We start from the raw sequence: 19,546 nt of genomic DNA, 5'->3' as shown, positions 1-19,546 counted from the left end.
CACACTAAAGCTGTAGCTTACAGAAAAAGGCCTTTTTGGTCTACCGCCAATGAGCCTTAAAGGCTGGAGAATGCGACAGGACGTCGCTTGGCGGAATAAAACCGGGCTCAAACGCTGTGCGCGAGCCCGATTTCGGCTGCATCTTAACGCAGATCGAGCACGTCTTGCATGTCATAAAGACCAGGCTCGCGCCCGTCCAGCCACAATGCGGCCCGTACCGCACCCTTGGCGAAGGTCATGCGACTGGAAGCCTTGTGGGTGATCTCGACACGCTCGCCATCGGCGGCGAACAGCACCGTGTGATCACCAACGATGTCGCCGGCACGCACGGTGGCGAAACCAATGGTCTCGCGCTCACGAGCGCCGGTCTGGCCTTCACGGCCATACACCGCCACCTTCTTCAAATCACGCCCCAGCGCATCGGCAATCACCTCGCCCATGCGCACGGCGGTGCCGGACGGCGCATCGACTTTATGGCGATGGTGGGCTTCGGTGATTTCGATGTCGACATCGTCGCCCAACACGCGAGCAGCGGTGTCGAGCAATTTCAGGCACAGATTGACACCAACGCTGAAGTTGGCCGCAAAGACAATCGGAATGTCCTTGCCCGCTTGCGCCAGCAATTGCTTCTCTTCGACACTGAAACCGGTGGTGCCGATGATCATCGACTTGCCGTGTTTGCGGCAGAAGGCGAGGTTCTTCAGGGTCACCGTCGGGTGCGTGAAATCAATCAGCACGTCGAACTCGTCGACGACTCGATCCAGATCACCGGACAGCGGCACGCCGATACGACCGATAGCCGCCAGCTCGCCAGCATCAGCACCCACCAGCGTGCTGTCAGGACGATCCACCGCCGCCGTCAGACCGGCGCCAGGCGCTTGCTGCACCGCTTCAATCAGGGTCTTGCCCATGCGCCCGGCGGCGCCCATCACTGCAATACGTCGCATGCCTGTCTCCTTACAAATCGCCGAAGAAGCGTTTCACGCCTTCGAACCAGCCAGTGGTTTTCGGCGAATGGCTGTTGTCGTCGGCCAACGAACTGCGGAATTCTTCCAGCAGTTCGCGCTGACGACGACCCAGGTTAACCGGCGTCTCGACCGCCACGCGGCACATCAGGTCACCGGCACCGCCACCACGCACGGGTGCAACACCCTTGCCGCGAACACGGAACTGCTTGCCGGTCTGGGTTCCCTCGGGAATCTTCAGCTTGACCCGACCGTCAAGGGTCGGAATTTCCAGCTCGCCACCCAGCGCCGCATCGACGAAGCTGATCGGCACTTCACAGAACAAATGCTTGCCGTCACGCTGGAAAATCGCGTGTTCGCGCACATTGATCACAACATACAGATCACCGGTCGGCCCACCCTGAGCACCCGCCTCGCCTTCGCCGGACAGACGAATGCGATCGCCGGTATCGACACCGGCCGGCACTTTCACCGACAGGGTCTTGTACTCCTCGATACGACCTTCGCCCTGGCAGAAGTTGCACGGATCGGAAATGATCTTGCCCTGGCCATGGCAGCGCGGGCAGGTCTGCTGCACCGAGAAGAAGCCTTGCTGCATGCGCACCTGGCCGATACCGCCGCAAGTCGGGCAAGTCACCGGCGCAGAACCTTTCTTGGCACCGGAACCGTCGCACGGCTTGCAGTTGACCAGCGTCGGAACACGGATATTCACCGTGGTACCGCGCACCGCCTCTTCGAGGTCCAGCTCCAGGGTGTAGCGCAAGTCGCTGCCGCGCTGGGCGCCGCCACGGGAGCCGCCGCGACCACCACCGAAGAAATCGCTGAAGACATCACCAAAGATGTCGGAGAAATTCTGACCGCCGAAACCGGCACCGCCGCCACCCATGCTCGGGTCGACACCGGCATGACCGTACTGGTCGTATGCCGCGCGCTTGCTCGAATCGGACAGCACTTCGTAGGCCTCGTTGGCCTCCTTGAACATTTCTTCCGACGCTTTGTCATCGGGATTACGGTCCGGGTGGTGCTTCATTGCCAGGCGACGGTAGGCCTTTTTCAGGTCCGCTTCGCTTGAGCCGCGCTCAACACCCAACACTTCGTAATAGTCACGCTTTGCCATAAGTCATCTGCACTCTTGAGGACGTCCGACAAAACCCTCCTGAGTTTGCCGAACTCGTTGAGCCCCAATACAGGCCCGGACCCAACTCACGTCAATTCAACGATCCTGGTCTTTGTTTCAAGATGGCACTTTCGGCTCGGAAAGCAGGAGCATTCCCGGCCATGCCAGCAGCATTCGAACGTTGTCGCATGCTGTAAAAATTCGCGTATTCCAGATACGCCAACGCGGGAGCAAGCTCCCGCGCGGCGACATCCTACCAGTCACTGCCCAAAGGCAGTCAACCGGCCGACCAACAACTTACTTGTGGTCTTTGACTTCTTCGAACTCGGCGTCGACAACGTCGTCAGCCTTTTCAGCCGATTCGCCTTGCGGTGCAGCGCCTTCAGCAGGCTGGGCCTGTTCGGCGTACATCTTCTGCGCCACTGGAGCGGAGACTTTCGACAGCTCTTCAACCTTGGCGTCGATTGCAGCCTTGTCGTCGCCTTTGACGGCGGCTTCCAGGGCAACTACGGCAGCTTCGATTGCAGTCTTCTCTTCAGCGGTCACTTTATCGCCAGCGTCGGAGACCATTTTGCGAGTCGAGTGAACCAGCGCGTCACCCTGGTTACGGGCTGCAGCCAGTTCTTCGAACTTGCGGTCTTCCTCGGCGTTAGCCTCGGCATCACGCACCATGCGCTCGATTTCTTCGTCGGACAGACCGGAGTTGGCCTTGATCACGATCGACTGAGTCTTGCCGGTAGCCTTGTCCTTCGCACCAACGTGCAGGATGCCGTTGGCGTCGATGTCGAAGGTCACTTCGATCTGCGGCACGCCACGTGGAGCTGGTGGAATGTCCGCCAGGTCGAACTTGCCCAGAGACTTGTTCTGTGCGGCTTGCTTACGCTCGCCTTGCAGTACGTGAATGGTCACGGCGCCCTGGTTGTCGTCGGCAGTCGAGAACACTTGCGATTTCTTGGTAGGAATCGTGGTGTTTTTCTCGATCAGCGCGGTCATCACGCCACCCATGGTTTCGATACCCAGGGTCAGCGGGCTGACGTCGAGCAGCAGAACGTCTTTCACGTCACCGGCCAGTACCGCACCCTGGATAGCAGCACCCATGGCAACCGCTTCGTCCGGGTTGACGTCTTTACGAGCTTCTTTACCGAAGAACTCGGTTACCAGCTTCTGAACCAGTGGCATACGGGTCTGACCGCCCACCAGGATCACGTCGTTGATCGCGCCAACGTCGATACCGGCATCTTTCATGGCGATGCGGCAAGGTTCGATGGTGCGCTGAACCAGGTCTTCCACCAGCGCTTCGAGCTTGGCGCGGGAGATCTTCACGTTCAGGTGCTTCGGACCGGTGGCGTCTGCAGTGATGTACGGCAGGTTCACGTCGGTCGACTGGCTCGAGGACAGTTCGATCTTGGCTTTTTCAGCGGCTTCTTTCAGGCGCTGCATGGCCAGCGGATCACCCTTGAGGTTCATGCCGCTTTCTTTCTTGAATTCGTCGACGAGGTAGTCGATCAGACGAATGTCAAAGTCTTCACCGCCCAGGAACGTGTCACCGTTGGTAGCCAGTACTTCGAACTGGTGCTCGCCATCGACTTCAGCGATCTCGATCACGGAAACGTCGAAAGTACCGCCGCCCAGGTCATAAACGATCACGGTGTGATCGCCCTTGGCCTTGTCCATACCGTAAGCCAGAGCGGCTGCGGTTGGTTCGTTGATAATACGTTTTACGTCCAGACCCGCGATGCGGCCGGCGTCTTTGGTCGCCTGACGCTGGCTGTCGTTGAAGTAAGCCGGAACAGTGATCACTGCTTCGGTGACTTCCTCGCCGAGATAATCTTCGGCGGTCTTCTTCATCTTCTTCAGAATTTCAGCCGAGATTTGTGGCGGCGCCATTTTCTGGCCGTTCACTTCAACCCAAGCATCGCCGTTATCAGCCTTGGCGATTTTATAAGGGACCATCTGGATGTCTTTCTGCACAACTTCTTCGTCAAAACGACGACCGATCAGACGCTTTACTGCGTACAGGGTGTTATGCGGATTGGTCACAGCCTGACGCTTGGCCGACTGGCCAACCAGGATTTCGCCATCGTTGGCGTAAGCGATGATCGACGGCGTGGTACGCGCGCCTTCAGCGTTTTCAATAACTTTGGCCTTGCCGTTTTCCAGCACGGAGACGCAGGAGTTGGTAGTCCCCAGGTCGATACCGATAATTTTGCCCATGTTCACTCTCCCGAAACTTTGGATTTGGTTGCCGCAGCAGTGGTGGCTAACTGCGGTAGCACTTAAACGCTTGACTTATAAATGGGGGCCTTGCGGCGGATTTCAAGCCTGCTCATCAATAGAAGGCGAAACCGGCGCAGGCGCCTTGCTGACCACGACCATCGCCGGGCGCAGCAGGCGGCCATTGAGCTGATAGCCCTTCTGGAACACCTTCAGAACGCTGTTCGGCTCCACATCGGCGCTTTCCTGCATGGCCATAGCCTGATGCTGAACGGCGTTGAACGGTTCGCCATGCGGATCGATCGCTTCAAGCTGATAACGCTTGAGGGTGTCGTGGAACATTTTCAGGGTCAGCTCGATGCCTTCGCGCATCGGACGGATGCTTTCGTCGTCCGGGCTGGACAATTCCAGGCCGCGCTCCAGGCTGTCGACGATCGGCAGCAGGTCACCGGCGAATTTTTCCAGCGCGAACTTGTGAGCCTTCTCCACATCCTGCTCGGCGCGACGGCGGACGTTCTGCAGATCGGCGGCTACACGCAAAGCCTGATCCTGAGCGCCTGCCAGTTGCTCTTCGAGCACTTGTACACGAGCCGCCAGGTTCTCACCCGAAGCCTCGGGCGCCTGGTTGGCGTCTGGGTTTTGCGTATCCACTGTCTGTTCGTCAGCCATAGATTTCTCCTTTCAATATCGTCCGCGAGCTTAACTCGCGCTTCTGCCCAGCTATATGGGGCCGTGAAATCCGGCTTCAAGGGGGGAACAAAAGATTAACCCCACAAAAAACAACTGCATTGTCATGCCAGGCAGCGATAAGGGTTTCGTCGGCTCAAGCAAATCGAGCTAAAGAGGGGCATTGTCAGCGCGAAACAAAACACTGTATAAATAACCAGACCTTATGCCTGGGAGCGGCCCTTATGCTGGTGCACCTGTCCGTACACAACTACGCCATCGTTGAACATCTCGACCTCGAACTCGATCGCGGGATGAGCGTGATCACCGGGGAAACCGGCGCGGGCAAGTCGATCATGCTCGATGCACTGGGCCTGACCCTGGGTGATCGCGCCGATAATGGCGTAGTCCGCCCCGGCGCCGACAAGGCCGACATCCTGGCGACTTTCGATCTGGCCGACATCCCGGAAGCCGCCGCATGGCTGGCCGAGCGCGACCTCGAAAACGACGGCCCGTGCATTTTGCGCCGGGTGATCACCTCCGAAGGGCGCTCACGGGGCTACATCAATGGCACGCCCTGCCCGCTTGGCGACCTGAAGGCCCTGGGCGAGCTGTTGATCGACATCCACAGCCAGCATGAACACCAATCACTGCTCAAGACGGACACCCACCGCCGACTGCTCGACGAGTACGCCGGCGCCACGGACCTGGCCCGCCAGGTACAGCTGGCCGCCCAACGCTGGCGCCAGACCCGCCAGGAACTGGAGCGCCTCTCCAACTCCGGTGACGAGCAGCGTGCACGACATCAACTGCTCAGCTACCAGCTCGAAGAGCTGGAAAACCTTGGCCTGGGTGATAACGAACTGGAACAGCTGGAACAGGAACACAAAAACCTGACCAATGCCGAAACCCTGCTCGGGATCTGCCGACAGGTGGTCGAACAATGCAGCGAAAGCGACTCCGGCAACGTCCTCAATGCCCTCACCGCCAGCCTCAACCGCCTGTCGAGCATCAATAGCTCTATCGGCGCACTGGGTGAAGCCAGCAGCCTGCTGACCAGCGCGCAGATCCAGGTAGAAGAAGCCGTCGGCGAACTGAACCGCTTCCTCGACAACTTCGACGCCGATCCGTCACGCCTTCAATACCTCGAAGAGCGCCTCGATGCGATCTACACCCTTGCACGCAAGCACCGCATCCAGCCGACTGAAGTCGCCGAGATGCAGCAAAAGCTGCTGGATGAAATCGAAACCCTGAATGCCAACGACGAATCTATCGAGCGTCTGAGCGATGAACTGTCCTCCTATGCGCGTCACTATCAGGAAAAGGCCCGGGAACTGAGCGACCTGCGTCATCAGGCCTCAAGCAGCCTGGCCAGCGCCGTGGAACAGGAAATCCAGCGCCTGGGCATGCCCGGTGGCCGCTTCACCATCGAGTTGCGCCCCAACAGCAGCAATGAGCTTTTGCCCAACGGCCTGGAACAGGTGGAACTGCTGGTCAGCGCCAACCCCGGGCAACCATTGAAAGCCCTGGCCAAGGTGGCGTCGGGTGGTGAACTGTCGCGGATCAGCCTGGCGATCCAGGTGATCACCGCGCAGACATCCCGCGTACCGACGCTGGTATTCGATGAAGTGGACGTCGGCATCGGCGGCCCGACTGCGGAAATCGTCGGCCAGCTACTGCGTAGACTCGGAGAACGGGGCCAGGTGCTGACCGTCACGCACTTGCCGCAAGTGGCGGCGCAAGGTCATCAACATTTATTTGTGCACAAGGTACGGGGCGAGGATGCCACGCGCACAGCTGTCTCCAAACTGAGCAAAAACGACCGCGTCGAAGAAGTCGCGCGCATGCTGGGCGGTATCGACCTCACCAAGGAATCCCTGGCGCACGCGAAAAAAATGGTCGTAACGGCAAAAATTTGAGATGCACAAAAAGCACGAAGGCGACCCTGGGGTCGCCTTCGTTCGTTTCGCGAACCTTGGCTTCGCGCGACATGCTTACTTTTTCTTGCGCACGTACAGCACCAGATTGTGATCCACCAGATCGACACCGTGCTCTTCGGCAATTGCCTTCTGGAGCTTTTCGATTTCCGGGCTGATGAATTCCACAACCTCACCGGTTTCCACGTTGACCATATGGTCGTGGTGGCCACCGTCGGCCAATTCGAATACCGCATGGCCACCGTCGAAGTTGTGACGGACCACGAGGCCAGCCGCTTCGAACTGGGTCAGTACACGGTAAACAGTGGCCAGACCTACGTCCTCTCCAGCTTCCATCAACGCCTTGTAGACGTCCTCGGCACTCATGTGGCGCTGCTCGGTAGAGTCGAGCATTTGCAGAATCTTGACCCGTGGCAGGGTCACTTTGAGGCCGGCTTTGCGTAGTTCGCTATTTTCAACCATGGTCAGCTTTCTCGCGATGCTGCTTCGCAGCTTCTCTTAATGCGGGTATGATCGGCGTTTACGTTGTCCCAGCCAAGATAGTGGAAGTCGCCCACCGATGCAAAACACCAAGCTCTTGCTAACCAGTTTCACCTTTGTGGGACTGCTCGCACTCGCCGGTTGTTCATTCCCCGGGGTTTACAAAATCGACATCCAGCAGGGCAATGTCGTCACGCAGGACATGATAGACCAGTTACGCCCGGGAATGACCCGAAAGCAAGTACGGTTTATCATGGGTAACCCTCTGCTGACCGACACGTTCCATGCCGATCGCTGGGATTACCTGTATAGCCTGCAACCGGGTGGCGGTGAACGCCAACAAGAACGCATTAGCGTTATTTTCAACCCAAATGACCAGCTTGTCAGCCTTTCTGGTGATTTCATGCCAGGGGTGAGCCGTGACGAGGCCATTCTCGGCAAGGACAGCGGCACACCAGTCGCTGCGCCAGTAGAAAACGTCGAGCAGCCGAAACCGGAAAAACCGGTCAAGCCAGGCTCGTTACTGGATCAGATCCAGAAGGACGTCGACGGCGTAGAAACCGTTCCAGTCCCGACGCCAGAACCGCTGGACACCTCGCCGCAATAATTTGCGACGCAATAAAAAACCCGGCATGTCCGGGTTTTTTTATTGCCTGCATTTCGGCAAATCACTGATTTCTGGCTTTGGCCTCGGCAGCCTTCGCGGCGCGCAGCCGTCGCACTTCTTTCGGATCGGCCAGCAAGGGCCGATAAATTTCGATGCGATCCCCGGCCTCTACCAGCCGACTGTCGGGATCGACGATAACTTTACCGAAGATACCCACGGGGCAATCAGCCAGATTCAGCTCGGGGAACTCCTTGCCAACCCCGGACCCGAGTACAGCAGCCCGCACGGTCGTTCCCACCGGCACCGCTACCGACACAAGCACCTGGCGCTCCACGGCGGCATACACCACTTCGATCTCGATCACGGCCTCAACCATGTATTTGCTTGGCACGCTGACAGAACGCATCCATCAGCGTGTTCGCCGCCTGATTGAACAACGGCCCCAACGTAGCGCGAACGATCGGCCCGGCGTAATCGAACGAGAGGTCCAGGCTGATTTTGCAGGCTTTGTCGGTCAGCGCCTTGAACACCCAGATGCCATGCAACTGGGTAAATGGGCCTTCCTCAAGATGCATCTCGATCGATTGCCCGGGCACCAGGGTGTTACGTGTAACGAAATGCTGGCTGAGTCCGCCCTTGGCCACGCCGACGCTCGCCCGCATATGCTCGGGGGAGCTTTCCAGGACTTCCGCCGACGAGCACCACGGCAGAAACTCCGGGTATCGCGCTACGTCATTGACCAGGTCATACAGCGCTTGCGCCGGATAAGGCAGCAGGGCCGAACGTTGAATGTGTGTCGTCATGTCAGCGTCACTTCCACAGCTGGGCGGCAAACACTACGAGAATGCCGATTGGCGCCACATAGCGCATCAAAAACAAGGACAAGCTGAACAATGCCGGGTTGCGGATCGACAATTCGTCGCGCACCGCTTCGCGCCCCATTATCCAGCCTGCAAACACCACGAAACACAAACCGCCAAGGGGCAACATGAGTCGCGAGGTGAAGAAATCGATCACGCCAAAGAAGTCCAGACCACCGGTTGCTCCCCACTGATAGAGATGGAACATCCCGCCTTCGTTCACGAAGAACTTCGCTTCCTTCCAGATATTGAAGGAAAACACGGTACCCAGACCGACAAACCAGCAACTGAATGCCAGCCAGAAAGTGACCCACGCCCTGCTTACTTTAGTGCGCTCCACCAGGTAAGCCACCATGGGCTCCAGCAAGGAAATGGCTGAACTCCAGGCCGCCACCGCCACCAGCAGGAAGAACACGACACCCATCAATTGGCCGAAGGCTACGTTACCGAATGCGAACGGCAGGCTGACGAACATCAGGCCCGGGCCTTCGCTCGGGTTCAGGCCCGCAGCGAACACAATCGGAAACAATGCCAGGCCGGCCACCAGGGATACGAAGGTATCAAGCAAGGCCACGCCGACGACAGTGCCGGAAATCGACGAATTCTTCGGCATATAGGCGCCATAGATCATGATCGAACCGACGCCCACGCTCAGGGAGAAGAATGCGTGCCCCATCGCCGGTAGCAGGCCTTCCAGCACCTTTTCCGGGTGGAAGTCGAACATGAAATGCACGCCTTCCATGAAATGCCCGGTGGTCATGCTATAGCCCAGCAGCACCAGGATCATCACGAACAGCAACGGCATCATGATCCGCAAGCTGCGCTCAAGGCCGGCAACCACGCCTCTGGCGATCACCACGGCGGACAGCAGCATGAAAATCGTGTGCCAAAGTGTCAGGCGCCACGGATCCGCGATGACATTGCCAAAGTAGGCACCGACCTGATCCGCCGTCACGCCCTGGAAATCGCCGCGCCCCATGTCGATGATGTAGTCCAGCGACCAGCCGCCCACCACACTGTAGAAAGACAGGATCAACAATGCCGTGATCATCCCGGCAAATGCGCCCCAGGACCATTTGCCCGAATGCCCCGCCTCGACCGCCAGCATCTTCAAGGCGTTGGCCGGACTCTGCCGGGCACGCCGGCCGATCAGGGTTTCCGCCAGCATCACGGGCACACCGATGAGTGCGATACAGGCCAGGAACATCAGCACAAAAGCGCCGCCGCCATAGACGCCGACCATGTAGGGGAATTTCCAGATACTGCCCAGGCCCACGGCCGAACCGGTCGCGGCGAGTATGAAGACCCAGCGGCTAGCCCAACTGCCGTGGACAGAAACCTTGTCTGTCGACATCGTTAACACGCCCAAGCGTTCAAAAAAGAGGGCGCATTGTCCGGGATTCAATCAACCTGCTCAAGCACGTAGCAACACCGTAGCCGACTCTGTTGTAACTCCCTATAATGCCGCCCCTATGGCTAAACAGAAGAAACACCCAACAGGGACCATCGCGCAAAATAAAAAAGCGCGACACGATTACTTCATCGAACACAAGTTCGAGGCTGGTCTGGTCCTGGCCGGCTGGGAAGTAAAAAGTTTGCGGGCAAGCAAGCTGCAGCTCGTTGACAGTTACGTACTGCTCAAGGATGGCGAAGCCTGGCTGCTTGGCAGTCACATTACGCCTCTGATGACGGCCAGTACCCACGTCATCGCTGACCCGGTGCGCACGCGAAAATTGCTGCTCAACCGGCGCGAGCTGGAAAAGCTGGCGGCCGCCGTGCAGCAAAAGGGTTACGCCTGCGTATGCCTGTCCTGGTACTGGAGCAAGCACATGGTCAAGTGCGAGATCGCTCTGGGCAAGGGCAAGAAGGAATACGACAAGCGCGATACCGAACGCGAACGCGACGCCGGTCGTGAGTTGCAGCGTGCTGTGCGCAACAAGGGCAAAGAAGACTGACCCTCCTGCCCTGATCGTCCCCACGCTCTGCGTGGGAACGATCACTAAAGGTCACATCCCCTTGCGTCGCTCCGCCCGAGCCATGCGCTGCACTTCCTGACGCACTTCTTCCAGCACTTCCTGTACATACAGAATGTGTCGGCTGGAGACTTCCCGCGCCTGCTCAGCCCGCCCTTCGATAATCGCCTGGTACAACTCCCGATGCTGCGTGATCAGCATGTCGCGGGTTTCAGTACGCTGCTTGTACATGCCGCCGATGTTCGTCACCACGTTGCGCTTGAGCAGATCGAACAACCCGCGAATGGTGTGCAGCAGCACTGCGTTGTGGCTGGCTTCGGCGATTGCCAGATGAAAACTGGCATCCGCCGCGCCCTCTTCGGCACGACTCACTTCATCGTGGCGGGAGTAGCAGTCCTGTAATTGATTGAATGCGGCGGTGAGCCGTTCGCGGTCGACGTCGGTGGCACGCAACGCCGCGTAATAGGCACAGGACGCTTCCAGCGTATGACGAAACTCCAGCAGATCGCGCTGAGCCTCGGGATTACTTTCCAGTAGTTGCAGCAATGGATCACTGAAGGTCGTACCCAGGGACTCCACCACATAATTGCCGCCGCCCTGACGACTGACCAACAAACCCTTGGCCGTCAGTTTCTGGATGGCTTCGCGCAGCGAAGGGCGTGACACGCCGAACTGCTCGGCCAGCGCGCGCTCGGCCGGCAGGCGCTCACCGGCCTTTAGCGTGCCCTCGAGAATCATTCCCTCAAGCCGCTCGACAATATCGTCAGACAAACGGCGCTGACGAATCTGATCAAACCCCATAACAAAATTTCTCCACGATCCGACGACTCGCCGGGGCTCTATTCTGGCCTATCGGCGCGTCGCCAGCACCTGCCTCAGCGCATTTGCCCACGTGCTACAGACGAGTCGCGGACGGCGCATTCGACAAAAGTTTTAGGGCGGCAAATTGACACACCACCTACAAGGCTTTTACCCTAGCGAACAGCGATTGTAAATTGGTATTACCAATTAACCAAGACCGCCCATCAGTGCCTGACCAACAACAATTAGGGGCCACCCCATATGCAAACCTGGCAACAGCTCTACAGCCCGCTCGGCAGCCTCGGCCTGTCCGCACTCGCCGCCGTTATCCCCATCGTGTTTTTCTTCCTGGCCCTGGCCGTGTTTCGCCTCAAAGGCCACGTGGCCGGCAGCATCACCCTGGCCTTGTCGATTCTGGTGGCGATCTTCGCTTTCCATATGCCGGTCGACATGGCATTAGCCGCCGCCGGTTACGGCTTCGCCTACGGTCTGTGGCCGATTGCCTGGATCATTGTGGCGGCGGTATTCCTCTACAAATTGACGGTCAAGAGCGGTCAGTTCGAGGTGATCCGCAGTTCGGTGCTGTCGATCACCGACGACCAGCGCCTGCAAGTGTTGCTGATTGGCTTCTGCTTCGGCGCCTTCCTGGAAGGTGCCGCCGGTTTCGGCGCGCCGGTGGCGATTACCGCCGCGCTGCTGGTCGGGCTGGGCTTCAACCCGCTGTACGCCGCAGGCTTGTGCCTGATCGCCAACACCGCTCCGGTCGCGTTCGGCGCCCTGGGTATTCCGATCATCGTTGCCGGACAAGTGACCGGCATCGACGCCTTCAAAATCGGCGCCATGACCGGCCGGCAACTGCCGCTGCTGTCGCTGTTCGTACCGTTCTGGCTGGTGTTCATGATGGATGGCCTGCGCGGCGTGCGCGAAACCTGGCCGGCAGCACTGGTAGCCGGCTTGAGTTTCGCCGTGACCCAGTATTTCACCTCGAACTTCATCGGCCCGGAACTGCCGGACATCACTTCGGCCCTGGCCAGCCTGATTTCCCTCACGCTGTTCCTGAAAGTCTGGCAACCGAAACGCGCCGCCGGCCAGCACATCGCCGGTGCCGTGTCAGCCTCCGTGGTAACCGCCAGCGTCGGTGGTTTCGGCCAGAAGCGCAGCACCGTGGCTTCGCCCTACAGCCTCGGGGAAATTATCAAGGCCTGGTCACCGTTCCTGATCCTCACTGTACTGGTCACCATCTGGACCCTGAAACCGTTCAAGGCGATGTTTGCCGCGGGCGGCTCGATGTACAGTTGGGTATTCAACTTCGCCATCCCGCACCTGGATCAAATGGTGGTCAAGGTTGCCCCGATCGTGGCGACGCCGACGGCCATTCCAGCGGTGTTCAAGCTGGACCCGATTTCCGCGACCGGCACGGCAATCTTCTTCTCCGCGCTGATCTCGATGGTGGTCCTGAAGATCAACCTCAAAACTGGTCTTACCACTTTTAAAGAGACCTTCTACGAGTTGCGCTGGCCGATCCTGTCCATCGGCATGGTGCTGGCGTTCGCCTTCGTCACCAACTACTCGGGCATGTCATCGACCATGGCCCTGGTATTGGCCGGCACAGGTGCAGCCTTCCCGTTCTTCTCGCCGTTCCTCGGCTGGCTGGGTGTGTTCCTGACAGGCTCCGATACTTCGTCCAACGCCCTGTTCAGCTCGTTGCAGGCCACCACTGCGCACCAGATCGGGGTCAACGACACCTTGCTGGTGGCGGCGAACACCAGCGGCGGCGTGACCGGCAAGATGATCTCGCCACAATCGATCGCCGTGGCTTGCGCCGCGACTGGCCTGGTGGGCAAGGAATCGGATCTGTTCCGCTTTACCCTCAAGCACAGCCTATTCTTTGCAACAATCGTCGGCTTGATCACGTTGGCTCAGGCCTACTGGTTCACCGGCATGCTGGTGCATTAAAGGCTACAGGAAACACGGACAAAACCGACGCCGGGCCAAACCTCCGGCGTCAGCTATTCATACCCCGGTCTGTAAGGCTGCTGAACGTTTCCCTTTCAATATTCAGCAGCCTCGACGGACGCATAACCGGGACCACCCGGAGACGCCTGATGAGCGAGCTTTTCTACAACGCTGTGCCGAACGCGACCCGCGTCGCCCCGCCACTGCCCGAGCCTCGGCAATACCCCAGCGAGAAACCGTCACGGGTCTACCTGTTCGGGACCTGCGTGGTGGATTTGTTTTATCCGCAAGCCGGGATGGACGCGATCCACCTGCTGGAGCGCGAAGGCATTCGTGTCGACTACCCGCAGGGGCAGAGCTGTTGCGGGCAACCGGCCTACACCTCGGGTTACACTGAGCAGGCCCGGACCGTGGCGCGCTCGCAATTGGCGCTGTTCGCCGGGGACTATCCAGTGGTGGTGCCGTCGGGCTCCTGCGCAGGCATGTTGCGCGAGCACTACGCCGACTTGTTCAAGGACGAGCCGGACACGCTGAAACAGGTTCAGGCGCTGGCTGCCAGGACCTATGAGCTGGCCGAGTTCCTGCTGTTCGTGTGCAAGGTGCAGCTCAAGGACAGCGGCGCTCCCGTGAAAGTGGCGCTGCACACCTCGTGCTCGGCACGCCGCGAGATGAATACCCACCTGCACGGCCGCGAGTTGTTGGCGCAGTTGAGCAATGTGGAGCGGGTCAACCACGAACACGAAAGCGAATGCTGTGGCTTCGGCGGGACTTTCAGCGTCCGAATGCCGGACATTTCCGGCGCCATGGTGGCTGACAAGACCCGGGCGCTGAAGGAATCCGGAGCGCACCAGGTACTGAGTGCCGACTGCGGCTGCTTGATGAACATCAACGGCTCGCTGGAGAAACAGCAGGAAGCGTTACGCGGTCAGCATCTGGCCAGCTTCCTCTGGCAGCGAACCGGAGGTGCCCGATGAGCGCTTCCACGATTATTCCGACGGTTGCCGTAGAAGAAGACTTTCGCACCCGCGCCCACAACGCGCTGGGTGATGCGCAATTGCGCGGCAACTTCCGCAAGGCGATGGATTCACTGATGACCAAGCGGGCAGCGGCTTTCAGCGATGCCCACGAAAGAGAACATTTACGCGCACTGGGCAATGCTGTTCGCGCCCGTGCGTTATCCAAGTTGCCAGACCTGCTCGAACAACTGGAACAGAACCTGACCCGCAACGGTGTGACAGTGCACTGGGCGGAAACGGTGGACGAGGCCAATGGCATCGTCCTTTCGATCATCCGCGCTCACGAGGGGCGGCAAGTGATCAAGGGCAAATCGATGGTCAGCGAAGAAATGGAGATGAATCACTTCCTCGCTGAACAGGGCATTGAATGCCTGGAATCGGACATGGGCGAATACATCGTCCAGCTCGACCACGAGAAGCCTTCACACATCATTATGCCGGCGATCCACAAGAATGCCGGTCAGGTCGCGTCCTTGTTCCACGACAAACTTGGCGTGGAATACACCAAGGACGTTGACCAACTCATTCAGATCGGTCGCAAGGTCTTGCGGCAGAAATTCTTCGAAGCGGACATCGGCGTCTCCGGCGTCAACTTCGCCGTGGCCGAAACCGGCACCCTGCTGCTGGTGGAAAACGAAGGCAACGGCCGCATGACCACCACGGTGCCACCGGTGCACATCGCCGTCACCGGCATCGAAAAAGTCGTGGAAAACCTGCGCGATGTGGTGCCGCTGTTGTCACTACTGACCCGCTCGGCCCTCGGCATCCCGATCACCACCTACGTCAACATGATCTCCGGCCCGCGCAAGGAGCACGAGCTCGACGGGCCTCAGGAAGTGCACCTGGTACTGCTCGACAACGGTCGCAGCCAGGCCTTTGCCGACAGTGAATTGCGCCAGACACTGAACTGCATCCGCTGCGGCGCCTGCATGAATCATTGCCCGGTCTACACCCGAATCGGCGGCCATGCCTACGGCGAGGTTTACCCAGGGCCTATCGGAAAAATCATCACCCCGCACATGGTTGGCCTGGCCAAAGTCCCGGACCACCCGAGCGCCTCTTCGCTGTGCGGTGCCTGCGGCGAAGTGTGCCCGGTAAAAATTCCGATCCCTGCACTGCTGCGTCGCCTGCGTGAGGAAAACGTCAAGGCACCGGACAGCCCTCATCAAGTGATGCGCGGCCAGGGCAGCAAGTATTCGCGCAAGGAACGGTTCATCTGGAACGCCTGGGCGAAGCTGAACAGCTCGCCGACGCTGTACCGCCTGTTCGGCTTTTTCGCCACCCGCCTGCGCGCCCTCACCCCGAGCAATGTCGGCCCGTGGACGCAAAACCACAGCGCGCCGAAACCCGCTGCCCGCTCACTGCATGACATGGCCCGCGAGCATCTGGCCAAACAGGGAGACCGTTGATGAGCGCCAAGCAAAACATCCTCGCCAAATTGCGTAAAAGCCTGACAGGCACTACGCCGGTGGCTGACAACTTCGACGTCGATCTGGTGACGCAGCCCTACACCTACGCGCCAGAACAACGCATCGCCCAACTGCGCAAACTGATGGAAGCGGTGCACACGGAAATCCATCTGACGTCCGGCGAAGCATGGCCAGCGCTGTTGGCGAAATTGCTGCAGGAGCGCCAAATGCCGAGCCTGTTGATCGCACCGGGCACCGCTCACGGTCAGCGAGTCACTCAACATTGGGCGAGTCATCCTGAGCTGCCGACGCTCAAAGCCTACGACCGGCCTATCGAAGAATGGAAAGCCGAACTGTTCAACGACACCCCGGCGAGCCTCACCGGCACCCTCGGCGCAATCGCAGCGACAGGCAGCCTGATTATCTGGCCGACCCGGGAAGAACCGCGCCTGATGAGCCTGGCGCCACCGGTGCATTTCGCCCTGCTCAAGGCCAGTGAAATCCGCGACAACTTCTATCAGGTGCAGCAGGAATTCGAATGGGCCCAGGGCATGCCGACCAATGCACTGCTGGTATCCGGCCCGTCGAAGACCGCCGACATCGAACAGGTGCTGGCGTACGGCGCTCACGGACCGAAAGACCTGGTGGTTCTGATCCTGGAGGACAAATGAGTCTACCGGCGGCTTTTCTGCGAGATGCGCAGCAACTGATTCCCAAGGCGCGGCGTTTCGACGATCCGCTGTCGACGCTGGCGTTCGGTACCGATGCCAGCTTCTATCGACTGATTCCGCAACTGGTGATCCGCGTCGAGTCTGAAGAAGAAGTGGTAACGCTGCTGCGACTGGCCCAGCGCGATCGGGTTGCGGTGACCTTCCGCGCCGCTGGCACCAGTCTCTCCGGCCAGGCCATCAGCGACTCGGTATTGATCGTGCTTGGGGATAACTGGAACGGTCGCGAGATTCGCGGCCAAGGCACCCAGATTCGCCTGCAACCGGGGGTGATTGGCGCGCAGGCCAACGCCTGGCTGGCGCCGTTCGGCCGCAAGATCGGCCCCGACCCGGCCTCGATCAACGCCTGCAAAATCGGCGGCATCGTCGCCAACAATGCCAGCGGCATGTGCTGCGGTACGGCGCAGAACACCTATCACACCCTGGCCGGCATCCGCCTGGTACTCGCCGACGGCAGTTGCCTCGATACCGAAGACGCCGCTAGCGTTGCAGCATTTCGGCAGAGCCACGGTGCATTGCTGGAGCAACTGGCGACACTGGGTCGCGAGACCCGCGCCAACACCGAACTGGCTGCGAAAATTCGCCACAAGTACCGTCTGAAAAATACCACTGGCCTGTCACTTAATGCCCTGGTGGATTACGACGAGCCTGTGGATATCTTGAGCCACCTGCTGGTGGGTTCCGAAGGCACCCTGGGGTTCATCAGTGCCGTGACCTACGACACAGTGATCGACCACCCGAACAAAGCCTCGGCGCTGATCGTGTTCCCGGATGTGGAAACCTGCTGCAACGCGGTAAGCGTGCTCAAAAGCCAACCGGTCTCGGCCGTGGAATTGCTCGATCGTCGTAGCCTGCGCTCAGTGCAGGACAAACCAGGCATGCCGGCTTTCGTACAGCAACTGTCGAACAATGCCTGCGCGCTGCTGATCGAATCCCGCGCCGCGTCGTCCACCCTGCTGCATGAACAACTGGCGCAGATCATGGCGTCGCTCGCCGGGTTCCCGGTAGAAAAACAGGTCGACTTCACCGAAGACCCGCTGGAAAACGCCCGGCTCTGGGCAATCCGCAAGGACACCTTCCCCGCCGTCGGCGCGGTGCGCAAAACCGGCACCACGGTGATCATCGAAGACGTGACCTTCCCGGTCGAACAACTGGCCATCGGCGTGAACCGCCTGATCGAGCTGTTCGACAAACATCACTACGACGAAGCGATCCTTTTCGGACACGCCCTGGAAGGCAATCTGCACTTTGTCTTCACCCAAGGCTTCAACAATCCGCAGGAAGTCGCACGCTATCAGGCGTTCATGGACGACGTGGCGCAGTTGGTGGCAGTGGAATTCGGCGGTTCGCTGAAGGCTGAACACGGCACCGGGCGCAACATGGCGCCCTTCGTCGAACTGGAATGGGGCAGCGACGCCTACCAGTTGATGTGGCAACTCAAACGCCTGCTGGACCCCAACGGTATTCTCAATCCGGATGTGGTGCTCAGCGAAGATCCGAAGATCCACCTCAAACACCTCAAGCCGCTGCCGGCCGCCGATGAGATTGTGGATAAGTGCATCGAATGCGGCTTCTGTGAACCGGTCTGCCCTTCCAAAGGCCTGACCCTGAGCCCGCGCCAGCGCATCGTCATCTGGCGTGACATCCAGGCGAAGAAGAGCGCGGGAGTCGACACCTCCGAACTCGAAGCGGCCTTCGAATACCAGGGCATCGACACCTGCGCCGCCACCGGCCTGTGTGCACAACGCTGCCCGGTCGGCATCAATACCGGCGAGCTGGTGAAAAAACTTCGCAGCCGTAAGGCCACGCATACGAAAACCGCCAACTGGCTTGAAGGAAACTTCGCCACGGCGCTGCAAGGTGCGCGGTTCACCCTGCACGTGGCCAACGGCGCACGGATGCTGCTGGGAGCACCACGACTGGCCAGACTCAGCGCGACGATGAATAAGCTGTCCCACGGGCAGATCCCGCTGTGGACCAACGCCATGCCGCAGCCTGAACGGGCGATCCGTTTCAGCCCGACGACAACCGATGCGCGCCCGCGGGTGGTGTATCTGGCCGCCTGTGTGTCACGGGCCATGGGCCCGGCGGCGGGCGACAAGGAACAAATGTCGCTGCACGACAAGACCCGCGGCCTGCTGGAAAAGGCCGGTTATCAAGTGGTCTACCCGGACAACCTCGACAGCCTTTGCTGCGGCCAGCCGTTCGCGTCAAAAGGCTACGCCGAACAGGCCGAACACAAACGCCAGGAACTGATCGGAGCACTGCTGCACGCCAGTCGCGGCGGACTCGACCCCATCTACTGCGATACCAGCCCGTGCACCCTGCGTCTGGTCCAGGACCTGGGCGACGTGCGCCTGGATCTGTACGACCCGGTGCGTTTCATCCGCACACACGTGATGGATCGACTGGAGTTCACTCCCCAGGACGCGCCGATTGCCGTACACGTGACCTGCAGTACCCAGCACCTCGGCGAAAGCCAGGCGCTGATCGATCTGGCGCGCAAGTGCAGCAAAAACGTGGTGATTCCCGAAGGCATTCATTGCTGCGGCTTCGCCGGCGACAAGGGCTTCACCACGCCGGAGTTGAACGCGCACTCCTTGCGAACACTCAAGGACGCGGTGCAGCAGTGCAGCGAAGGGATTTCCACCAGCCGCACCTGTGAGATCGGCCTGACGCAACACGGCGGCATCGACTATCACGGTCTAGTCTATCTGGTGGACCGCGTTACCCAAGCCAGAGCGCTGTGATAGCAAGACCTCAAGGAAGGTGGATTGTTGGACCTTCCTCGATGCTTCTTGCCGGAATTGACAACCT

The 19,546-nt window shown here is 59.5% G+C and carries 17 protein-coding genes; 8 read left to right on the top strand and 9 right to left on the bottom strand.

All coding sequences use genetic code 11. The features are described from left to right. Positions 1–143: 143 nt before the first annotated feature. The 4 genes from dapB to grpE all read right to left on the bottom strand — a co-directional run bounded on the left by dapB (position 144) and on the right by grpE (position 4,965). A complete protein-coding gene (gene dapB / locus ASE98_RS09900; RefSeq protein ID WP_060541191.1) occupies positions 144–947 on the bottom strand; it encodes a 4-hydroxy-tetrahydrodipicolinate reductase in 804 nt (267 codons plus the stop codon). A 10-nt stretch (positions 948–957) separates the two neighbouring features. Beyond that, positions 958–2,082: a molecular chaperone DnaJ gene (dnaJ, locus tag ASE98_RS09895; protein ID WP_060541190.1), complete on the bottom strand. Its 1,125-nt coding sequence runs from the start codon at positions 2,080–2,082 to the stop codon at positions 958–960. A 297-nt stretch (positions 2,083–2,379) separates the two neighbouring features. After that, positions 2,380–4,296: a molecular chaperone DnaK gene (gene dnaK, locus ASE98_RS09890; protein WP_060541189.1), complete on the bottom strand. Its 1,917-nt coding sequence runs from the start codon at positions 4,294–4,296 to the stop codon at positions 2,380–2,382. Positions 4,297–4,398: 102 nt separating this feature from the next. Further along, positions 4,399–4,965, bottom strand: coding sequence for a nucleotide exchange factor GrpE (gene grpE, locus ASE98_RS09885; protein WP_060541188.1), 567 nt, complete (start codon positions 4,963–4,965; stop codon positions 4,399–4,401). 242 nt (positions 4,966–5,207) lie between these two features. Here grpE and recN point away from each other — a divergent pair, with 242 nt between their 5' ends. Beyond that, positions 5,208–6,881 (top strand): DNA repair protein RecN, encoded by a 1,674-nt coding sequence (recN, locus tag ASE98_RS09880; RefSeq protein WP_060541187.1) that lies wholly within the window; start codon positions 5,208–5,210, stop codon positions 6,879–6,881. Positions 6,882–6,956: 75 nt separating this feature from the next. Here the strand turns inward: recN and fur are convergent, their stop codons facing one another. Then, positions 6,957–7,361, bottom strand: a complete 405-nt coding sequence (fur, locus tag ASE98_RS09875) for a ferric iron uptake transcriptional regulator (protein ID WP_060541186.1) — start codon at positions 7,359–7,361, stop codon at positions 6,957–6,959. A gap of 97 nt (positions 7,362–7,458) precedes the next feature. Between fur and ASE98_RS09870 the strand changes: the two genes are divergently transcribed. Further along, positions 7,459–7,986, top strand: coding sequence for an outer membrane protein assembly factor BamE (locus tag ASE98_RS09870; protein ID WP_060541185.1), 528 nt, complete (start codon positions 7,459–7,461; stop codon positions 7,984–7,986). A gap of 61 nt (positions 7,987–8,047) precedes the next feature. Here the strand turns inward: ASE98_RS09870 and ASE98_RS09865 are convergent, their stop codons facing one another. The 3 genes from ASE98_RS09865 to ASE98_RS09855 are packed head-to-tail and all read right to left on the bottom strand — an operon-like array spanning position 8,048 to position 10,200. Beyond that, entirely contained in the window at positions 8,048–8,362 is a 315-nt protein-coding gene (locus tag ASE98_RS09865) for an RnfH family protein (protein WP_060541184.1), read from the bottom strand. Continuing rightward, positions 8,355–8,789, bottom strand: a complete 435-nt coding sequence (locus ASE98_RS09860; protein ID WP_060541183.1) for a type II toxin-antitoxin system RatA family toxin — start codon at positions 8,787–8,789, stop codon at positions 8,355–8,357. The genes ASE98_RS09865 and ASE98_RS09860 overlap by 8 nt, the downstream gene beginning before the upstream one ends. 7 nt (positions 8,790–8,796) lie before the next feature. Next, the gene (locus ASE98_RS09855; protein WP_060541182.1) at positions 8,797–10,200 is read right to left on the bottom strand and encodes a sodium-dependent transporter; all 1,404 of its coding nucleotides are present in this window, start codon (positions 10,198–10,200) and stop codon (positions 8,797–8,799) included. A 118-nt stretch (positions 10,201–10,318) separates the two neighbouring features. Between ASE98_RS09855 and smpB the strand changes: the two genes are divergently transcribed. Beyond that, the gene (gene smpB, locus ASE98_RS09850; protein WP_007915208.1) at positions 10,319–10,801 is read left to right on the top strand and encodes an SsrA-binding protein SmpB; all 483 of its coding nucleotides are present in this window, start codon (positions 10,319–10,321) and stop codon (positions 10,799–10,801) included. A gap of 51 nt (positions 10,802–10,852) precedes the next feature. Here the strand turns inward: smpB and ASE98_RS09845 are convergent, their stop codons facing one another. Then, positions 10,853–11,620 (bottom strand): FCD domain-containing protein, encoded by a 768-nt coding sequence (locus tag ASE98_RS09845; protein ID WP_060541181.1) that lies wholly within the window; start codon positions 11,618–11,620, stop codon positions 10,853–10,855. Positions 11,621–11,881: 261 nt separating this feature from the next. Between ASE98_RS09845 and ASE98_RS09840 the strand changes: the two genes are divergently transcribed. The 5 genes from ASE98_RS09840 (at position 11,882) to ASE98_RS09820 (ending at position 19,479) form a co-directional block, all read left to right on the top strand. Then, a complete protein-coding gene (locus ASE98_RS09840) occupies positions 11,882–13,576 on the top strand; it encodes a lactate permease LctP family transporter (RefSeq protein ID WP_060541180.1) in 1,695 nt (564 codons plus the stop codon). 149 nt (positions 13,577–13,725) lie between these two features. Continuing rightward, positions 13,726–14,550 (top strand): (Fe-S)-binding protein, encoded by an 825-nt coding sequence (locus tag ASE98_RS09835; protein ID WP_060541179.1) that lies wholly within the window; start codon positions 13,726–13,728, stop codon positions 14,548–14,550. Continuing rightward, positions 14,547–16,001 (top strand): LutB/LldF family L-lactate oxidation iron-sulfur protein, encoded by a 1,455-nt coding sequence (locus ASE98_RS09830; RefSeq protein WP_060541178.1) that lies wholly within the window; start codon positions 14,547–14,549, stop codon positions 15,999–16,001. The genes ASE98_RS09835 and ASE98_RS09830 overlap by 4 nt, the downstream gene beginning before the upstream one ends. Continuing rightward, the gene (locus tag ASE98_RS09825) at positions 16,001–16,672 is read left to right on the top strand and encodes a LutC/YkgG family protein (protein ID WP_060541177.1); all 672 of its coding nucleotides are present in this window, start codon (positions 16,001–16,003) and stop codon (positions 16,670–16,672) included. Before ASE98_RS09830 ends, ASE98_RS09825 begins: the two co-directional genes overlap by 1 nt. Next, positions 16,669–19,479 (top strand): FAD-binding and (Fe-S)-binding domain-containing protein, encoded by a 2,811-nt coding sequence (locus ASE98_RS09820; RefSeq protein WP_060541176.1) that lies wholly within the window; start codon positions 16,669–16,671, stop codon positions 19,477–19,479. Before ASE98_RS09825 ends, ASE98_RS09820 begins: the two co-directional genes overlap by 4 nt. Positions 19,480–19,546: the final 67 nt, after the last annotated feature.

It is taken from the genome of Pseudomonas sp. Leaf48, assembly GCF_001421885.1.
Classification (GTDB): Bacteria; Pseudomonadota; Gammaproteobacteria; order Pseudomonadales; family Pseudomonadaceae; genus Aquipseudomonas.
The sequence above is the reverse complement of the archived record's forward strand: the minus strand, read 5'-3'. Positions and strand labels throughout refer to the sequence as shown.